Source organism: Pantoea sp. X-Soil-YNGN-775 (assembly GCF_059730575.1).
In genome coordinates this window covers 585,140-600,669 of the sequence record NZ_AP035946.1, presented here as the reverse complement: position 1 = coordinate 600,669, position 15,530 = coordinate 585,140, and the positions used below count along the sequence as shown (strand labels likewise).

The following is a 15,530-nucleotide window of genomic DNA, read 5'->3' as shown; positions in this document are numbered from 1 at the left end:
ATGATTAAAAAGCGCGTTTTAGCCCTGGCCGGGCTGAGTTTACTAATTGCACAGAGTTTACAGGCAGCACCCTTACGTGTGGCCGCCGATCCGGTGCCGCACGCCGAAATTCTGGAATATGTTAAAACGCTCGATCCAAAACTCGATTTTAACATCGTCGAGCTGAGCGGCGGCGTGAATGCCAACGAGCTGCTGGCGTCGGGTGACGTTGACGCCAACTACTTCCAGCATCTGCCTTACCTGAAAGATCAGGAAAAAGCGCTGGGGAAAACCTTTGCGGTGGCGGCCAGCGTGCACATTGAACCGCTGGGCATCTACTCCCATAAAGTGAAAAGCCTGTCGGCCCTGCCGCAGGGGGCCAGCATCGCGGTGCCCAATAACACCACCAACCTGAGCCGGGCGCTGTGGCTGTTGCAGGATAAAGGGCTGATTAAACTTGGTACGCAGGGCGAAGCGGGTTCTACCCTGGTGACGCCGAAAGATATCAGCGACAACCCGAAACAGATCAAAATTATCGAGATCGAGTCACCGCAACTGCCGCGGGCGCTGGATGATGTCGATGCGGCGGTGATCAACGGCAACTACGCGCTGGAGGCCGGACTGACGCCAGCGAAAGATGCGCTGGGACTGGAGTCTGCCAGCCACAATCCTTACGCCAACCTGCTGGTTACCACGCCAGCGCTGGCAAAAGATCCGCGTATTCTGCAGCTGGCGAAAGATTTGCGCTCGCCACAGGTGGCCGACTTCATCCGTAAAAACTATCACGGCTCGGTGATACCGGTAGCGGACCCGCAGCATGATTAAACTCTCGCATCTCAGTAAACACTACCCCGGCGCGGCGACCCCCGCGCTGGATGACCTGTCGCTGACCATCGAAGAGGGAACGATTTTTGGCATTTTAGGCCGCAGCGGTGCCGGAAAAAGTACCCTGCTGCGTTGCCTGAACCGGCTGGAAAGCCCCTCCAGCGGCCAGATTGAGATCGACGGCCAGGATATCGCCGCCATGAGCCTGGCGCAGTTGCGCCAGCAGCGACAGCAGATGGGCATGATCTTCCAGCACTTCAATCTGCTGCACTCGCGCAATGTACACGACAATGTCGATCTGCCGCTGGAGATCGCCGGTGTGCCAGCGACGGCGCGCCGTCAGCGGGTTGGCGAACTGCTGCAACTGGTCGGGCTGGAGCACTTTGCCCGTGCCTGGCCGTCGCAGCTCTCCGGCGGACAGAAGCAGCGGGTCGGCATTGCCCGCGCGCTGGCCGCCCGGCCGCGTTATCTGCTGTGTGATGAAGCGACCAGCGCGCTCGATCCTGAAACCACCGGCTCGATTCTCGACTTACTGGCTGATATCCAGCAGCAGCTCAAGATCACCATCGTACTCATTACCCATGAGATGACGGTGGTGAAGCGCATCTGCGACGGTGCCGCGCTGCTGGAACAGGGGCGGCTGGTGGAGAGTGGTTCCCTGAGCCAGATCATGTCACGTGAAGAGGGACGCCTGCGGCAGATGCTGCTGCAGGATGGCGCAGCGGATCGGGCATTTATCGAGAAATATCAACGTGGAGCCGTAACACGATGCGTAGCCTGACCAGCGAACGTTTTCAGCAACTGCTGCTGAACGCCACCGCAGAAACGCTTTACATGGTGCTGCTGGCCGCGCTCTTTACTGTGGCAATCGGTTTGCCGGTCGGGGTCGTGCTGTTTCTGACCCGCCCGCAGGGCATTCTGCCTAACCGGGGCGTGTCATGGCTGCTGAATGCACTGGTTAACATTGGCCGGGCGCTGCCGTTTGTGGTGCTGTTGATCGCGTTGATTCCGTTTACCCGCTTGCTGGTCGGCACCACGCTGGGCAGCACGGCGGCGATCGTGCCGATCACCCTGGGCGCTTTTCCCTTTTTTGCCCGCATCGTCGAAAACGCGCTGGATGAGGTGGATCGAGGACGGATTGAAGCGGTGGTATCGATGGGCGGCACCCTGTGGCATATCGTCAGCCGCGTGCTGCTGCCGGAAGCCTTACCGGCGTTGGTGGCGGGCATTACCCTGACGATTGTGATGCTGATTGGCTTCTCGGCAATGGCCGGTGTGGTCGGCGGTGGGGGATTAGGCGATCTGGCGATCCGTTACGGTTATCAGCGTTTTGATAACCAGATTATGGCCGCCACCATCGTGGTGCTGCTGGTGCTGGTGATGCTGATTCAAAAACTGGGCGATCGGCTGGTCCGCTCGCTGGCCTATCGTCGCTAAGGGGGATTGATGTTTCGTGTGATGTCGCCGAAAGGCTATCTGCAACGTCCCGGCCTGCGGGCAGAGGTGGGTGAAATCATCCGGCCGCTGGCCACACATATTCACATCCTGACCTCGCCGCGCGCCTGGCAGGCGGTCAATCCGCAGCTGAGTATCAGCCTGGAGCGGGCCGGCATACGCTGGCAGCTCGACGTTTTAAACGGCGAATGTACCGAGGCGGCGATTGCCGGGCTACAGCAGCAGGTGCAGACGCACGGCGCATCGCTGATTCTGGCGATTGGCGGCGGGCGGGTGCTGGACTGCGCCAAAGCGGTCAATGATGCGCTGCCGCAGGTCCGGCTGGTTAACATGGCGACCGTAGCAGCGACCTGTGCGGCCTGGTCACCGCTGGCGATTATTTACAATCAGCAGGGCGGTCATCTGCGCAGCCAGCCGCTCAGCAGCATGCCGGAGTGGATTCTGGTCGACAGCGAGGTGATTGCCGCCAGCGATGTACGTTATCTGCGCGCCGGAATGGTGGATGCGCTGGCGAAATGGATTGAGTTTGAACCCTATCAGCGGCAGACGCCGCATCAACTGGCACTGGATTTGAAAGTTAACGCCGCCAGGCAGGCGCTGGAGTGGTGCGATCGCTGGGGCGAGGAGGCGGTGGCAGCCAACGTCGCGCAGCAGGTCACGCCCGCGCTGGAAAAGATTATCGACGCCAATATTGTGCTGGCCGGGCTGGCGAACAGTATTCAGGACAGCCTGGCCACGCCAGGATTTGCTCATGTTATTCATGACCGTCTGACGCATCAGCCTGAGCTTCACCCCTGGCTGCACGGTGAAAAAGTCGGCTTCAGCCTGCTGGTACATTCTCTGATCGAGCAGGATAACGGGCAGGTCGAGCCGACGCTGTTATCGCTGCTGCGGCGTTTCAACAGCCCGCTGACGCTGCCCGCCGGGATCGACGACGCCACGCTGCAACAGATCGCCCGTGAGATTCATTTCCCCGACGCCAGCCTGGCGGATCTGCCCTTTACTATCGACCCGCACAAGCTGGAACAGGCGCTACGGGCGACCTCGACCTTTAAACCGTAAATGCGGTCTGCACCATCGCCGATAAACATCGCTTGCTAACCTACTAACCGTAACCTACCTTTAGTAACTTAATAGTGATGAAGGAGGTGACGACCATGCACGCATTAATTGTGACGGCCCATCCCGATCGGGATGCACATACTCACCGCGTTGCGGAGCAGCTTGCGCGCGGCATCATTGCCAGCGGTCAGCATAGCGTTGAACAGGCTGACCTGGCGGCTGAAGGGTTTGATCCGCGTTTTACTCTTCATGACGTGCGGCAGTTTAAAGGCCAGGCTGCTTCGCCGCCTGATGTGCTGGCTGAACAGCAGCGGGTGGATCGCGCCGACGCGCTGGTACTGGTCTATCCGATCTACTGGTGGTCATTTCCGGCGCAGCTGAAAGGCTGGATTGATCGGGTCTTTACCCAGGGCTGGGCTTACCAGGAGCAGGAAGGGAGGATAGTGAAACGTCTCGGCCATCTTCCGGTTCATCTGCTGGCGCTGGGGGCGGCCGATACGCGGACTTATCTGCGGCACGGCTACTTCGCCAGCATGCGCAATGAAATTGAGCACGGCATCTTCGATTACTGCGGCGCACCGGTGGTGACCAGCGAACTGTTGCTGACCGGCGATGAGGGCTATCCTGAGTCGCACTATCAGCAGGCCCGGCAGTTGGGTCAGCGTTTGTTTGTCGATCGGAGATCTCATGACCAGTGAAAAGTCCGCCAGGCCGCGCCTGTCGCGTGAAGCCCGGCGCAGACAGTTGTTAGACGTTGCATGGCAGTTAATGCAGGCCGAAGGCAGTGATGGCCTGACGCTGGCGCGGGTCGGTGATGCCGCCGGGGTCAGTAAGCCGGTGGTGTACGATCACTTCACAACCCGTCATGGTTTGCTGGCGGCCCTGTATGCTGATTTTGATCGTCGCCAGACCGAACTGATGGAAGCGGCCATGCGCGCCGCGTCACCGCGGTTGCAGCAAAAAGCGGCGGTGCTGGCCGCCTGTTATGTGGATTGCGTGATGACGGAGGGGCGTGAAATCCCGGAATTGTTGTCTGCGCTCAGCACCTCGCCTGAACTTGCCGCCGTTAAACGACATTATCAGCTCGACTTTATCGCCCGCTGTCAGCAGTGGTTTGCGCCTTTCAGCGGCAAAAACCGGATTGCTGACGCCGGAATGTGGGGAATGCTGGGGGCGGCCGATGCGATAGCCGGCGCGGTGGTGCGCGGCGATATTCGTCAGGCAGAAGGTGAGCAGACGTTAACCGCGATCATCCTGGCACTGGTGGCAGGCAGCGGGGCGTCCGAAGGCTGACAGCATAAAAATGGCGGCCCGCAGGCCGCCTAATCCTCAACCACAACAGCTGTTGTGTAAGCAGTGGCAACGTACAATGATGATCGTTTAGCCTTTCACACCGCCGGCGGTTAAGCCGCTGACCAGCCAGCGTTGCGCCAGCAGGAACACCAGGGTGATAGGAATGGCTGAGAGCACCGCCGCGGCGGCGAAATCGCCCCACAGGTAGTTCTGTGGATTAAGGTATTGCTGCATCCCCACCGCCAGGGTGTAACTGTTGACATCGCGCAGCAGCAGCGACGCAACCGGCACCTCGGTAACGGCGGCGATAAACGCCAGAATAAACACCACCGCCAGAATCGGCACCGACAGCGGCAACAGCACCAGCCGGAACGCCTGCCATGGCGTGGCGCCGTCCAGCGCAGCGGCCTCTTCCAGCGAACCATCGATGGTTTCGAAATAGCCCTTAATGGTCCAGACATGCAGCGCGATACCGCCCAGATAGGCGAAAATCACCCCACCGTGAGTATTCAGCCCGATAAAGGGCAGATACTGGCCGAGTCGATCAAACAGCGCATACAGCGCCACCAGCGACAGCACCGCCGGGAACATCTGGAAAATCAGCATTCCCTTTAACAGGCTGGCGCGACCGGTAAAGCGCATGCGGGCAAACGCATAAGCGCAGGTGGTGGAGAGCGCCACAATGCCCAGCGCACTGATGGCCGCAATCTTGACCGAGTTCCACAACCACAACAGCACCGGGAAGGGCGGTGGCGTCACCCGGCCATCGGCGTGTTCAACGCTGAAGCCCAGCGCCAGCCGCCAGTGTTCCCAGGAGATCTGCTCCGGAATCAGGCTGCCGGTGGCGAAATTACCGGCGCGCAGTGAAATGGCGATCACCATCAGCAGTGGAAACAGGATGGCGGCAATAAATAACAGCAGCAGCAGATGCGTCGTCAGCAGACGCAGCCGTTGCGATTTTGGTTGTACCATAGCCATAACAACTCCTTAGAGCCTGGTCCATCAGGCCATTTTTTTGTCAGTCTGAAGCCGGGCAGTGCTCACAATCCTCAGCTACTTCGGGTAGGCGCCGGTTGTTTCACGCTGTCCGTGTTCCGGCTGCCTGCAACAATTACGCCTGGCGAGCCAGGCTCCTTAGTCGAATTTCATCCGTGACGCTTTCAGGTTAATCACCGCCAGCGCACCCACCAGCAGGAAGATCAGGGTGGCAATGGCCGCCGCCAGACCAAAGTCCTGGCCGCCGCCGCCTTCAAAGGCGATACGCCAGGTGTAGTTGACCAGCAGGTCGGTATAGCCCGCCGGGGTAGTGGTACCGATCCGATCCGGCCCGCCGTTGGTCAGCAGTTGTACCAGCACAAAGTTGTTAAAGTTAAAGGCGAAGCTGGCGATCATCAGCGGCATCAACGGCTTCAGCAGCAGTGGCAGGGTGATCAGGAAAAAGTTTTGCAACGGTCCGGCCCCGTCCATCGCAGAGGCTTCATACAGATCGTCAGGAATCGCCTTCAGCAGTCCCATGCACAGGATCATCATGTAGGGATAACCCAGCCAGGTGTTGACGATAATCAGCATGGTGCGCGCCAGCGTCGGATCGCTGAACCAGGCGGGCTTCACGCCAAACAGCGCGCTGAGCATCACGTTGATCTCACCGAAACTCTGGTTGAACAGCCCCTTGAAGATCAGAATCGAGATAAACGCCGGTACCGCATAAGGCAGGATCAGCATCACCCGGTAAACCGCTTTGCCGCGCAGCGCCTCCCACTGCACCAGACAAGCCAGCACCATACCGACCGCCACGGTCAGCACCACGGTGATCAGCGAGAACAGCAGCGTCCAGCCGAAGATCGCCAGGAACGGCTTCTGAATACCTTCATCGGTAAACACCCGCAGGAAATTCTTCCAGCCGGTATTGACGGTGAAGCCAGGGCTCAGGGTTTCATTCGCCCAGCTACCGTCGGCGTTAATCGCCTGATAGAAACCGGTTTGCGGGTTAGCGCGATAGTGCGTTCCGCTCTGCTGGTTAGTCAGCTCATCCTGCGCGCCAACCTGATACAGCGGCTGGGTGCCGGAGAACTGCCGCAGTGAACTCATGCGTAACTGACGGCCATCCGGCAACACCGCACTGATCTGACTCAGCGCCTGGCGATTGCCGGTGATCACCCGCAGCGTGGCGCGCTCGCCAGCCGGTTGCGCGGCGGGCTGCATTTTCAGCTGCTGTTCACCGCCAAAGCGGAACGGCGGCGAGACAAAATGGTTGCCACCTTCGTCCAGCATCAGTTGCCAGCGATCGCCCGCCGGATAGAGCGAGAAACTGACAGCTTCACCCGACTGGAAGGAACGGCTCAGCAGTACCTGCTGCGCCCGCTCAAAGGTGAGCTGGTTGGTGCTGCTGTAGTTGGTAAAGGCGATGGCGATGGTACAGGCGAGCGGAAACAGCACGAATAGCGCCATCCCCGCCACGCCGGGATAAACATAGCGCCAGGCATAGGCGCGACGATTAGCGTAGATCCACAGGCCGAGCGCACTGAGGATCAGCGTCAGCAGCGCAAACAGATATTCACCCTGCGCATACATCAGCACCAGCAGATAGCCGACCAGCAGACAGCAGATCCCGATGAGAACGCTTTTAATCAACAGACCTGGCGTTTTCGGTTTTCCTGACATGATGCGGTTTTCCTTAACGGTCACTCAAGCCGGGTTGCCCCGGCTGTAAAGGGAGGATTACTTTTTCAGGCGCGCCTGGGCATCTTTCAGGGCAGCGTCAACGCTCTGACGACCGCCCAGCGCATTCAGGGTAGCGGTGCGCATGGCGTACCAGAACGCCGCCATCTGCGGGATGTTCGGCATGATATCGCCATGGCGGGCGTTGCTCATGGTGGCGGCGATACGGGAATCTTTCTCCAGCGTCTGCTGGAATGATTTCAGCGCCACGGCACCCAGCGGCTTGTCTTTGTTAACCGCGTCCAGTCCGGCGTCGGTCAGCAGGTAGTTTTCCAGAAACTCTTTTGCCAGTTCTTTATTGGGGCTGGCGGCGTTGATACCGGCACTCAGCACGCCGACAAAGGCTTTCGACGGTTTGCCGTTCAGCGTCGGTAACTCAGCAACGCCATAGTCGATGCCGCTTTTATCGATGTTGCTCCACGCCCAGGGACCGTTAATGGTCATGGCGGTTTGACCCTTGTTAAAGGCAGCTTCAGCAATCGAGTAGTCGGTATCGGCGTTGAGGGTTTTGGCCTTGACCTGATCGACCAGGAACTGCATGCCCGCTTTGGCTCCGGCGTTATCCACTCCGACATCCTTCACGTCATAACGGCCGTCATTCAGCTTAAAGGCATAAGCGCCACCCGCGGCCAGCAGTGGCCAGGTGAAGTAGGGTTCCTGCAGGTTAAACATGATGGCGCTTTTGCCTTTGGCGCGCATTTGCTTGTCGAGTCCGGCAATCTCTTCCCAGGTTTTTGGCGGTGTCGGCAGCAGCTTTTTGTTGTAAATCAGCGACAGCGACTCAACCGAAATCGGATAGCCGATCAGCTTGCCGTCAAAGCGCACTGCATCCCAGGTGAAGGGGAAGATTTTTTGCTGGAAGCTGGCGTCAGGCGTGATCTCAGCCAGCAGGCCCGATTGTGCGTAGCCGCCAAAGCGGTCGTGAGCCCAGAAAATGATATCCGGGCCATCGCCGGTGGCGGCCACCTGCGGATATTTCTCTTCCATCTTATCAGGATGCTCCACCGTCACTTTAATGCCGGTCTCCTGTTCAAACTTCTTACCGACCTCGGCAAGGCCGTTATAGCCTTTGTCGCCGTTGATCCAGATGACCAACTTGCCTTCCTCAATTTTTGCCACTGCGGATGCTGAAAACAGCACGGCAGAGAGGGCAGAGAGGGCCAGAATTCGTGCACCGGTTTTCATCGTCATAAGTCCATCCTGTTTGCGGAAGCGGTGATTGCTCTTCCGGCAACATTGTGCGCATCCGTCACCGCTTCTCATCCTCCTTCGCTCTACGCCCTGTGGCTGAGGGGTGTGATCGGGCTGGCAAAAAACCGGCGAAGCGGGCGGTTACGGGCTAAAAAATCCGGCAGGTCTGCGTTAGCGATCACAAAAAACCGCCGCCCGCCGCTCACCGCCGCGTCAGCCCGCCTTTCTCCTCCTCCCGTCTCCTCCCCCAGCAGGTTGCGCTGCGGCGGAGGATGTTAGCCCGGCCATCCTTGCGCATAGTGAGCCCCGGAACCCGTCTGCCGAGAGCAGACACCAATGAGCAGCTAAGAGGGAAGGGATCATGGCGAGCGTTGTGCTACGCAATGTCACAAAAGCCTGGGGCGATACGGTGGTGTCGAAAGATATCGATCTCACCATTCGTGAAGGGGAATTTGTCGTTTTTGTTGGCCCATCAGGCTGTGGCAAATCAACACTGCTGCGCATGATTGCCGGACTGGAAACCATCACCAGTGGGGAGCTGCTGATTGGTGACCGCCGCATGAATGAGGTGCCGCCCGCCGAGCGCGGTATCGGCATGGTATTTCAATCCTATGCGCTCTACCCGCACCTGTCGGTGGCGGAAAACATGTCTTTTGGCCTGAAGCTGGCCGGGGTAAAAAAAGCGGAAATCCATCAGCGGGTCAACCAGGTGGCGGAAATCCTGCAGCTGGCGCACCTGCTGGATCGCCGTCCCAAAGCGTTATCGGGAGGACAGCGTCAGCGCGTGGCAATTGGCCGCACGCTGGTGGCGGAACCGCGGGTTTTCCTGCTGGATGAACCGCTCTCTAACCTTGATGCGGCGCTGCGCGTCCAGATGCGGATTGAGATCTCCCGTCTGCATAAGCGCCTGAAGCGCACCATGATTTACGTCACCCACGATCAGATCGAAGCGATGACGCTGGCCGATAAGATTGTGGTGCTCGACGCCGGGCGCATTGCGCAGGTCGGCAAGCCGCTGGAGCTTTACCACTATCCCGCCAACCGCTTTGTGGCTGGCTTCATCGGCTCTCCGAAAATGAATTTCCTGCCGGTCAAAGTGACCGCCACCGCCATCGATCAGGTGCAGGTCCGGCTGCCGAATCAGCAGCTGGTCTGGCTGCCGGTCGACAGTGCGGGCGTGCAGGTCGGCAGCAATATGTCGCTGGGCATCCGCCCTGAACATCTGCTCTCCAGCGATATCGCCGACGTCACCCTTGAGGGTGAAGTGCAGGTGGTGGAGCAGCTGGGGCATGAAACACAAATCCATATCCAGATTCCCGCCATTCGTCAAAACCTGGTCTACCGCCAGGAAGACGTCGTGCTGGTAAAAGAGGGCGCCATCCTCGGTATCGGACTGCCACCCGAGCGCTGTCACCTGTTCCGTGAGGACGGGAGCGCCTGTCGCAGGCTGTATCAGGAGCTGGGTGTTTAGCCCTGCCAAAACAATAAAAGCAATGACCTCAGGAGATAGAAAATGTTAACTCTGCGCAAACTTCCCCTCGCCGTTGCCGTCGCGGTGGGAACCCTCTCCGCCCCGACGATGGCGGTCGATTTTACCGGGTACGCCCGTTCCGGCATTGGCTGGACCGGCAGCGGTGGTGAACAGCAATGTTTTCAGGCCACCGGTGCTCAAAGTAAATACCGTCTGGGTAACGAATGCGAAACCTACGCCGAATTAAAATTAGGTCAGGAAGTGTGGAAAGAGGGCGATAAGAGCTTCTATTTCGACACCAACGTGGCCTACTCCGTGGCGCAGCAGAATGACTGGGAAGCGACCTCCCCGGCCTTCCGTGAAGCCAACGTGAAAGGTAAAAACCTGATCGAGGCGCTGCCAGGCTCAACCATCTGGGCCGGTAAGCGTTTTTATCAGCGTCATGACGTTCACATGATCGACTTCTACTACTGGGATATCTCTGGTCCGGGTGCCGGTCTGGAAGATGTCGATCTCGGTTTCGGTAAGCTGTCATTCGCCGCCACCCGTTCGTCTGAAGCGGGCGGGTCTTACACCTTCTCCAGCGATCGGATCCGTGACTTCGCCACCAGCACCGCCAACGACGTGTTTGACGTGCGCCTGGCCGGACTGGAAACCAACCCCAACGGCGTGCTGGAGCTGGGGGTCGACTACGGTCGCGCCAATGCCCGTGACGACTACCGCCTGGAAGACGGGGCCTCTAAAGATGGCTGGATGTTCACTGCTGAACATACCCAGAGCATGCTGAAGGGCTACAACAAATTTGTGCTGCAGTATGCCACCGATGCGCTGACCTCACAGGGCAAAGGCGTGCCGCAGGGCACCAGCCTCAACAACAACGGCGATATGTATCGCATCCTCGACCATGGCGCGATCTCGCTGGCGGAACGCTGGGACCTGATGTACGTGGCGATGTATCAGAATATCGATCTGGATAATAACCGCGGCACCGAATGGTACACCGTCGGCGTGCGCCCGATGTACAAATGGACGCCGATCATGAGCACCCTGCTGGAACTGGGCTACGACAACGTGAAGTCGCAGCAGGCTAACGAACGCAACGGCCAGTATAAAATCACCCTGGCGCAGCAGTGGCAGGCGGGTGACAGCATCTGGTCACGTCCGGCGCTGCGCGTGTTCGCCACCTACGCTAAGTGGGATGAGAAGTGGGGCTACAACAAAGACAGCGCCGGCGATCTCACCACCTTCGCCTCCGCTGACAGCAGCGGTAACGGCATCCTGACCAACAGCCGTGGCGACAACGACGAGATTACCTTCGGTGCGCAGATGGAAATCTGGTGGTAAGCCGACGCTCTCCAGCACAGGCGCGGCGGCGCGCCTGATTCGTCTTTTTGGTCACGGTGCGCCATTGCCTGGTTCGTGCCGTGGCCTGCAATAAGGTAGGCATAATGAAAATGACAAAAACCCTGACGGCGCTCTGCCTGAGCGCAGCGTTACTGGCCGGACACAGTCTGCCAGCCCTGGCGGACATCAATCTGGTGCCGCAGGATCTCTCCTCGGCTCCGCAGGTTGCGCCGGAAACGCTGCAACACCTGAGCTGGCTGCCAGTTGCCGCTTCTCAGACCCAGGTTACCCAGCTGGAGACCAGTGGACAGTCACTGAATGCTCCGCACGTTGCCGGACCAGTGGCGGCCTACAGTCTGCCGGCCAATATCGGTGAACTGACGCTGACGCTGAGCAGCGAAGTGGCGAACAATCAGGTTTTCGCCCCGAACGTGCTGGTGCTGGATGAAAATATGCGGCCCGCCGCCTGGTTCCCGAGTCGCTACTTCACCTACCAGAAACCGGGTGTGATGGCGGCAGACCGGCTGGAAGGGGTGATGAAGCTCACGCCGGCGCTTGGCCAGCAAAAAATTTACCTGCTGGTGTTTACCACCGAGCAGGATCTGACCCAGACCACCACGCTGCTTGACCCGGCGAAAGCGTACGCCCAGGGCACCGGTCACGCGGTACCGGACATTCCCGATCCGATCGCCCGTCACAGCCGTGAAGGGACGCTGAAGCTGAAACTGCAAACCAGTTCCGGCTCATCAATTCTGGTCGGCCCGCTGTTTGGTTCTTCCGGCCCTGGTCCGGTTACCGTCGGCAACACTGCCCCGGTCGCGCCAGCCGCCTACAGCGCTGCACCGGCCACGGCGCCAAAAGCCAAAGCTGAACCGATCATCAATGAGACCGAAAGTTACTTTAATCAGAACATTAGACAGGCAGTGAACAGCGGCAATATCGATAAGGCGCTGAAATTGCTGGATGAAGCCGAGCGGCTGGGATCGACCTCCGCCCGGCAGACCTTTATCAGTAGTGTTAAAGGCAAGGGGTGAAACGGCCCCGACAATACTGATGTTGTCCCACCTGGTGCGCTGCGGCGCACCTTTTTTATGCTTATCACGCCAGATTACCCGGAAGCATAAAGCCGTAAACAACGCGTCATACCCACCCTGTAAGCCCATATAATGCATTTGCATTGCCAATGCAGGTGCATTATTATGAGGTTATCTTTTTACCTTTTTGTGGGAGCGAGTGATGGGAAATTTAACTCAGGCTGACGTATCGCTGCGGGCTTCTTCGAGACTGACCGCACGTAGCCAGACCACTATCCCGGCTGCCGTTCGTGATGCGATGAACCTGCAACCTGGCGAAAATATTGAATATGCGGTTCTTCCTGGCGGTAAAGTGCTTATCAGCCGGCAGGAAACGGTGTCGGATGATGATCCGGTTATGGCGAGTTTTCTCAGTTTCCTTGCGGATGATATGCGCCAGCATCCAGAGAAGATTAAAACGCTGGACGCCACATTAGTCACACGCATTGCATCCTTAACCGCGGGAATGGATGTTAATCTGGATGCACCGCTTACGGACGACGAGTAAATCTGATGATTGATCGTGCTGCTGTAAAGGAATGGAAAATTTATCTTCATCCCTGCTTTGGGTCGCAACTGATCGCCTTAGTGGATGAAGTAGAATCACTCCGGATTAAACACCCGGAAAGCTACCAAAAAAAAGCAGCCACCAAACTTTTAGCCGCGGTATTCAAAGTCATTAACAGTGAAATCGGTGCCGATCCGACTCAGGCGAAGTTCCGCCAGGGGAGCACGCTGGGCGATCACAACAGGCATTGGTTCCGTGCAAAATTTCTAATGCAGTATCGATTATTCTTCAGGTACAGCGAACAGTACAAAACCATCATTCTGGCGTGGATGAATGACTCAGAGACTAAGCGTGCTTATGGCAGTAAGCGCGATGCTTATAAAGTCTTTGCCATGATGCTTGACGGCGGCTATCCCCCTGATGACTGGGAAACGCTGTTAAAGCAGGCTCAGGCTATGGACGCTTATCATCAACCTGATGCTGAACGCTAAATGACCCCGGCCAGTAGCCGGGGTTTTCTTTCATTCAGCCTTTATCTCTTAGCGAGGCGTTTTCGGCGAGCCGTCAGATCACGCAGCAGTGCGTCGGTGGCGGCATCGCTGAACAGCGTTTCCAGCGTGGCGCTGAGCTTACGTCGCCAGTTCGGATACTCGTCGCTGGTGCCGGGAATATTGACCGGAGCCGCCATATCAAGCCAGTCCTCCGGTTGCAGACCCAGCAACGCACTGTGGCTGTCCGCCAGATACCGCTGCATCGCCCGGTTCAGGGCTTTGCTCATCTGGGTACGGCGTGCATCGCGTCCGGCACGTTTGGGCAGGGCACCGACCCGGTGCAGACTGTGCAGCAACGCCTGCTTCGCCCGCAGCCGATCCTGATACAACCCGGCCAGCACCACCTTGTCGGGGTAGAGGCCAAGCCGGTCTCCGGTGGTCAAATCATCGCTCTGCCACCAGCCTCGCAGCGTCGGGAGATCGTGGGTGGTGGCCACCGCCATCGCCTGACGCGGCCACTCGGCCGACGGACGAAAACCCTGAGCCGAAGTCTGCTCAAAATAGAGCACCTTGTAGGAATAAACCCCGCCGTCACGCAGCTTATCGACAATGGCCTCCGGCACGGTGCCAAGATCTTCGCCGATCACCATGCAGCGGTTGCGCTGACTTTCCAGCGCCAGTATCGCCAGCAGATCATCAATCGGATAGTGCACGTAAGCGCCGTTAGCAGCGCCCTGACCGGCAGGGATCCACCACAGGCGCAGTAACGCCATCACGTGATCGATACGCAGCGCACCGCAGTCTCGCATGTTGGCACGTAACAGGGCGATCCACGGCTGCCAGGCCCGCTGCCGCATCACCTGCGGATCCATCGGCGGCAAGCCCCAGTCCTGACCGCGCGGGCCCAGAATATCGGGCGGTGCGCCGACGCTGGCATCCAGGCAGTAAAGATGGCGCTCGCTCCAGGTTTCGGCCCCGCCTTGCGCTACGCCGACCGCCAGATCGCGATAGAGTCCAATCGGCATCTGCTGCTGCTGACAGCACTGCCAGCAGGCGGCGAACTGCCGGGCGGCCAGCCACTGTAACCACAGCCAGAATCGCACCTGGTCGCCGTGCTGCTGAAGAAACTGCTGCACCGCCGGACTGTCGGGCTGCTGCAACGCCTCCGGCCAGACCGGCCAGCCCCAGCGCTGGCTATCCTGCGCCATCTGGTCGGCGTGCAGCGCATCAAACAACGCCTGATGTAACAGGCTTTCGCCGCCCTGCTGAACAAAGTCGTTGAACGCTTTTACCTCCGGGTCGGCGGCATCGCGCTGCCCGAACTGCGGCCAGGCTAAGCTGAGCGCATCAATTTTGAGCCGGGTAACGGCCGGATAATCGACCCACTCAGCCGTACGCGCCAGCTCAAGAGCCTGCCGGGTGTCGGCCTGTTGCCACCACGCCTGTGCCGCAGGCGATTGCTGAAAATCCGCCACCGCCGCTACATCGATGTAAACCACATTCAGCCAGCGGCGCGACGAGGGACTGTAAGGGCTGGCACTGTCAGGCGTAGCCGGGAACAGCGCATGGATCGGATTAAGGCCGATAAATGCGCCGCCGCGTGCGGCTATGGCCGGCAACATCCGGCGTAAGTCGCCAAAATCACCGATCCCCCAGTTCTCTGCCGAACGCAGGGTATACAGCTGGACGCAGGCACCCCATAAAGCCTCACCCGCCATCAGCGCGGGCGGCTCATAGCAGCGCGGCGGCGCGATAATCAGCTGGCAGGACCACTGCTGATGCGCCTGCTGCAGCGACAGCTGATGATAGCCCTCTGCCAGCGGCGGCAGATGCAGCGGTTGCCCGGGCTGGCAACGCCCGGCGGTGATTTCACCCGACTCGCGGGTGAGCTGCCAGTGCGCGTCCGTGCTGAGCTGCGGGGCGAGACTCGGTACTTCGCCGCTGCGAAAAATCGCGACCGGCGGCAGCGGCGTGGTCGCCGGTCGCGGCGGCTGCATCACCGCCAGCAAACGCTGGCGGGTGTCGGTCGGAATCGCCTGCGGCTGGCCGTGGGCATTAATATACTCGGCGGCAATACCTGCCAGAGAAAACTGATCCAGTACCTGTTCGGTTTTCATGGC

General features: G+C 59.0%; 15 protein-coding genes. 11 read left to right on the top strand and 4 right to left on the bottom strand.

What is annotated here, in order from left to right:
- The 6 genes from AC6I8I_RS22730 to AC6I8I_RS22705 all read left to right on the top strand — a co-directional run bounded on the left by AC6I8I_RS22730 (position 1) and on the right by AC6I8I_RS22705 (position 4,614).
- Positions 1 to 804: a MetQ/NlpA family ABC transporter substrate-binding protein gene (locus tag AC6I8I_RS22730; protein WP_312056459.1), complete on the top strand. Its 804-nt coding sequence runs from the start codon at positions 1 to 3 to the stop codon at positions 802 to 804.
- A complete protein-coding gene (locus AC6I8I_RS22725; protein WP_497828754.1) occupies positions 797 to 1,585 on the top strand; it encodes a methionine ABC transporter ATP-binding protein in 789 nt (262 codons plus the stop codon). The genes AC6I8I_RS22730 and AC6I8I_RS22725 overlap by 8 nt, the downstream gene beginning before the upstream one ends.
- Entirely contained in the window at positions 1,573 to 2,241 is a 669-nt protein-coding gene (locus AC6I8I_RS22720) for a methionine ABC transporter permease (protein WP_497828753.1), read from the top strand. Before AC6I8I_RS22725 ends, AC6I8I_RS22720 begins: the two co-directional genes overlap by 13 nt.
- A gap of 9 nt (positions 2,242 to 2,250) precedes the next feature.
- The gene (locus tag AC6I8I_RS22715; protein ID WP_497828752.1) at positions 2,251 to 3,321 is read left to right on the top strand and encodes an iron-containing alcohol dehydrogenase family protein; all 1,071 of its coding nucleotides are present in this window, start codon (positions 2,251 to 2,253) and stop codon (positions 3,319 to 3,321) included.
- Positions 3,322 to 3,416: 95 nt separating this feature from the next.
- A complete protein-coding gene (locus AC6I8I_RS22710) occupies positions 3,417 to 4,019 on the top strand; it encodes an NAD(P)H-dependent oxidoreductase (protein WP_046289302.1) in 603 nt (200 codons plus the stop codon).
- Positions 4,009 to 4,614 (top strand): TetR/AcrR family transcriptional regulator, encoded by a 606-nt coding sequence (locus AC6I8I_RS22705; RefSeq protein WP_497828751.1) that lies wholly within the window; start codon positions 4,009 to 4,011, stop codon positions 4,612 to 4,614. The genes AC6I8I_RS22710 and AC6I8I_RS22705 overlap by 11 nt, the downstream gene beginning before the upstream one ends.
- An 87-nt stretch (positions 4,615 to 4,701) precedes the next feature.
- Here AC6I8I_RS22705 and malG read toward each other — a convergent pair whose 3' ends face one another.
- From malG to malE, 3 genes are all read right to left on the bottom strand, one after another.
- On the bottom strand, positions 4,702 to 5,592 hold the full coding sequence (malG, locus tag AC6I8I_RS22700; RefSeq protein ID WP_031377710.1) for a maltose ABC transporter permease MalG: 891 nt from the start codon (positions 5,590 to 5,592) through the stop codon (positions 4,702 to 4,704).
- 156 nt (positions 5,593 to 5,748) lie between these two features.
- Complete coding sequence (malF, locus tag AC6I8I_RS22695; RefSeq protein WP_497828750.1) at positions 5,749 to 7,275, bottom strand: maltose ABC transporter permease MalF; 1,527 nt, start codon at positions 7,273 to 7,275, stop codon at positions 5,749 to 5,751.
- Between the two features lie 57 nt (positions 7,276 to 7,332).
- Positions 7,333 to 8,523: a maltose/maltodextrin ABC transporter substrate-binding protein MalE gene (malE, locus tag AC6I8I_RS22690; RefSeq protein WP_031377708.1), complete on the bottom strand. Its 1,191-nt coding sequence runs from the start codon at positions 8,521 to 8,523 to the stop codon at positions 7,333 to 7,335.
- Positions 8,524 to 8,884: 361 nt separating this feature from the next.
- Here malE and malK point away from each other — a divergent pair, with 361 nt between their 5' ends.
- The 5 genes from malK (at position 8,885) to AC6I8I_RS22665 (ending at position 13,410) form a co-directional block, all read left to right on the top strand.
- Complete coding sequence (malK, locus tag AC6I8I_RS22685; protein ID WP_031377707.1) at positions 8,885 to 9,994, top strand: maltose/maltodextrin ABC transporter ATP-binding protein MalK; 1,110 nt, start codon at positions 8,885 to 8,887, stop codon at positions 9,992 to 9,994.
- Positions 9,995 to 10,036: 42 nt separating this feature from the next.
- The gene (locus AC6I8I_RS22680; RefSeq protein WP_312056437.1) at positions 10,037 to 11,338 is read left to right on the top strand and encodes a maltoporin; all 1,302 of its coding nucleotides are present in this window, start codon (positions 10,037 to 10,039) and stop codon (positions 11,336 to 11,338) included.
- 104 nt (positions 11,339 to 11,442) lie between these two features.
- Positions 11,443 to 12,372: a maltose operon protein MalM gene (gene malM / locus AC6I8I_RS22675; RefSeq protein ID WP_312056439.1), complete on the top strand. Its 930-nt coding sequence runs from the start codon at positions 11,443 to 11,445 to the stop codon at positions 12,370 to 12,372.
- A gap of 202 nt (positions 12,373 to 12,574) precedes the next feature.
- Positions 12,575 to 12,919 (top strand): type II toxin-antitoxin system PrlF family antitoxin, encoded by a 345-nt coding sequence (locus tag AC6I8I_RS22670; protein WP_312056441.1) that lies wholly within the window; start codon positions 12,575 to 12,577, stop codon positions 12,917 to 12,919.
- 5 nt (positions 12,920 to 12,924) lie between these two features.
- Positions 12,925 to 13,410 (top strand): type II toxin-antitoxin system YhaV family toxin, encoded by a 486-nt coding sequence (locus AC6I8I_RS22665; RefSeq protein ID WP_312056443.1) that lies wholly within the window; start codon positions 12,925 to 12,927, stop codon positions 13,408 to 13,410.
- A 41-nt stretch (positions 13,411 to 13,451) separates the two neighbouring features.
- Here AC6I8I_RS22665 and malQ read toward each other — a convergent pair whose 3' ends face one another.
- Positions 13,452 to 15,527 carry a 4-alpha-glucanotransferase gene (gene malQ, locus AC6I8I_RS22660; protein WP_312056444.1) on the bottom strand — a complete coding sequence of 692 codons (2,076 nt, stop codon included), beginning with the start codon at positions 15,525 to 15,527 and terminating at the stop codon, positions 13,452 to 13,454.
- Between the last annotated feature and the right edge of the window lie 3 nt (positions 15,528 to 15,530).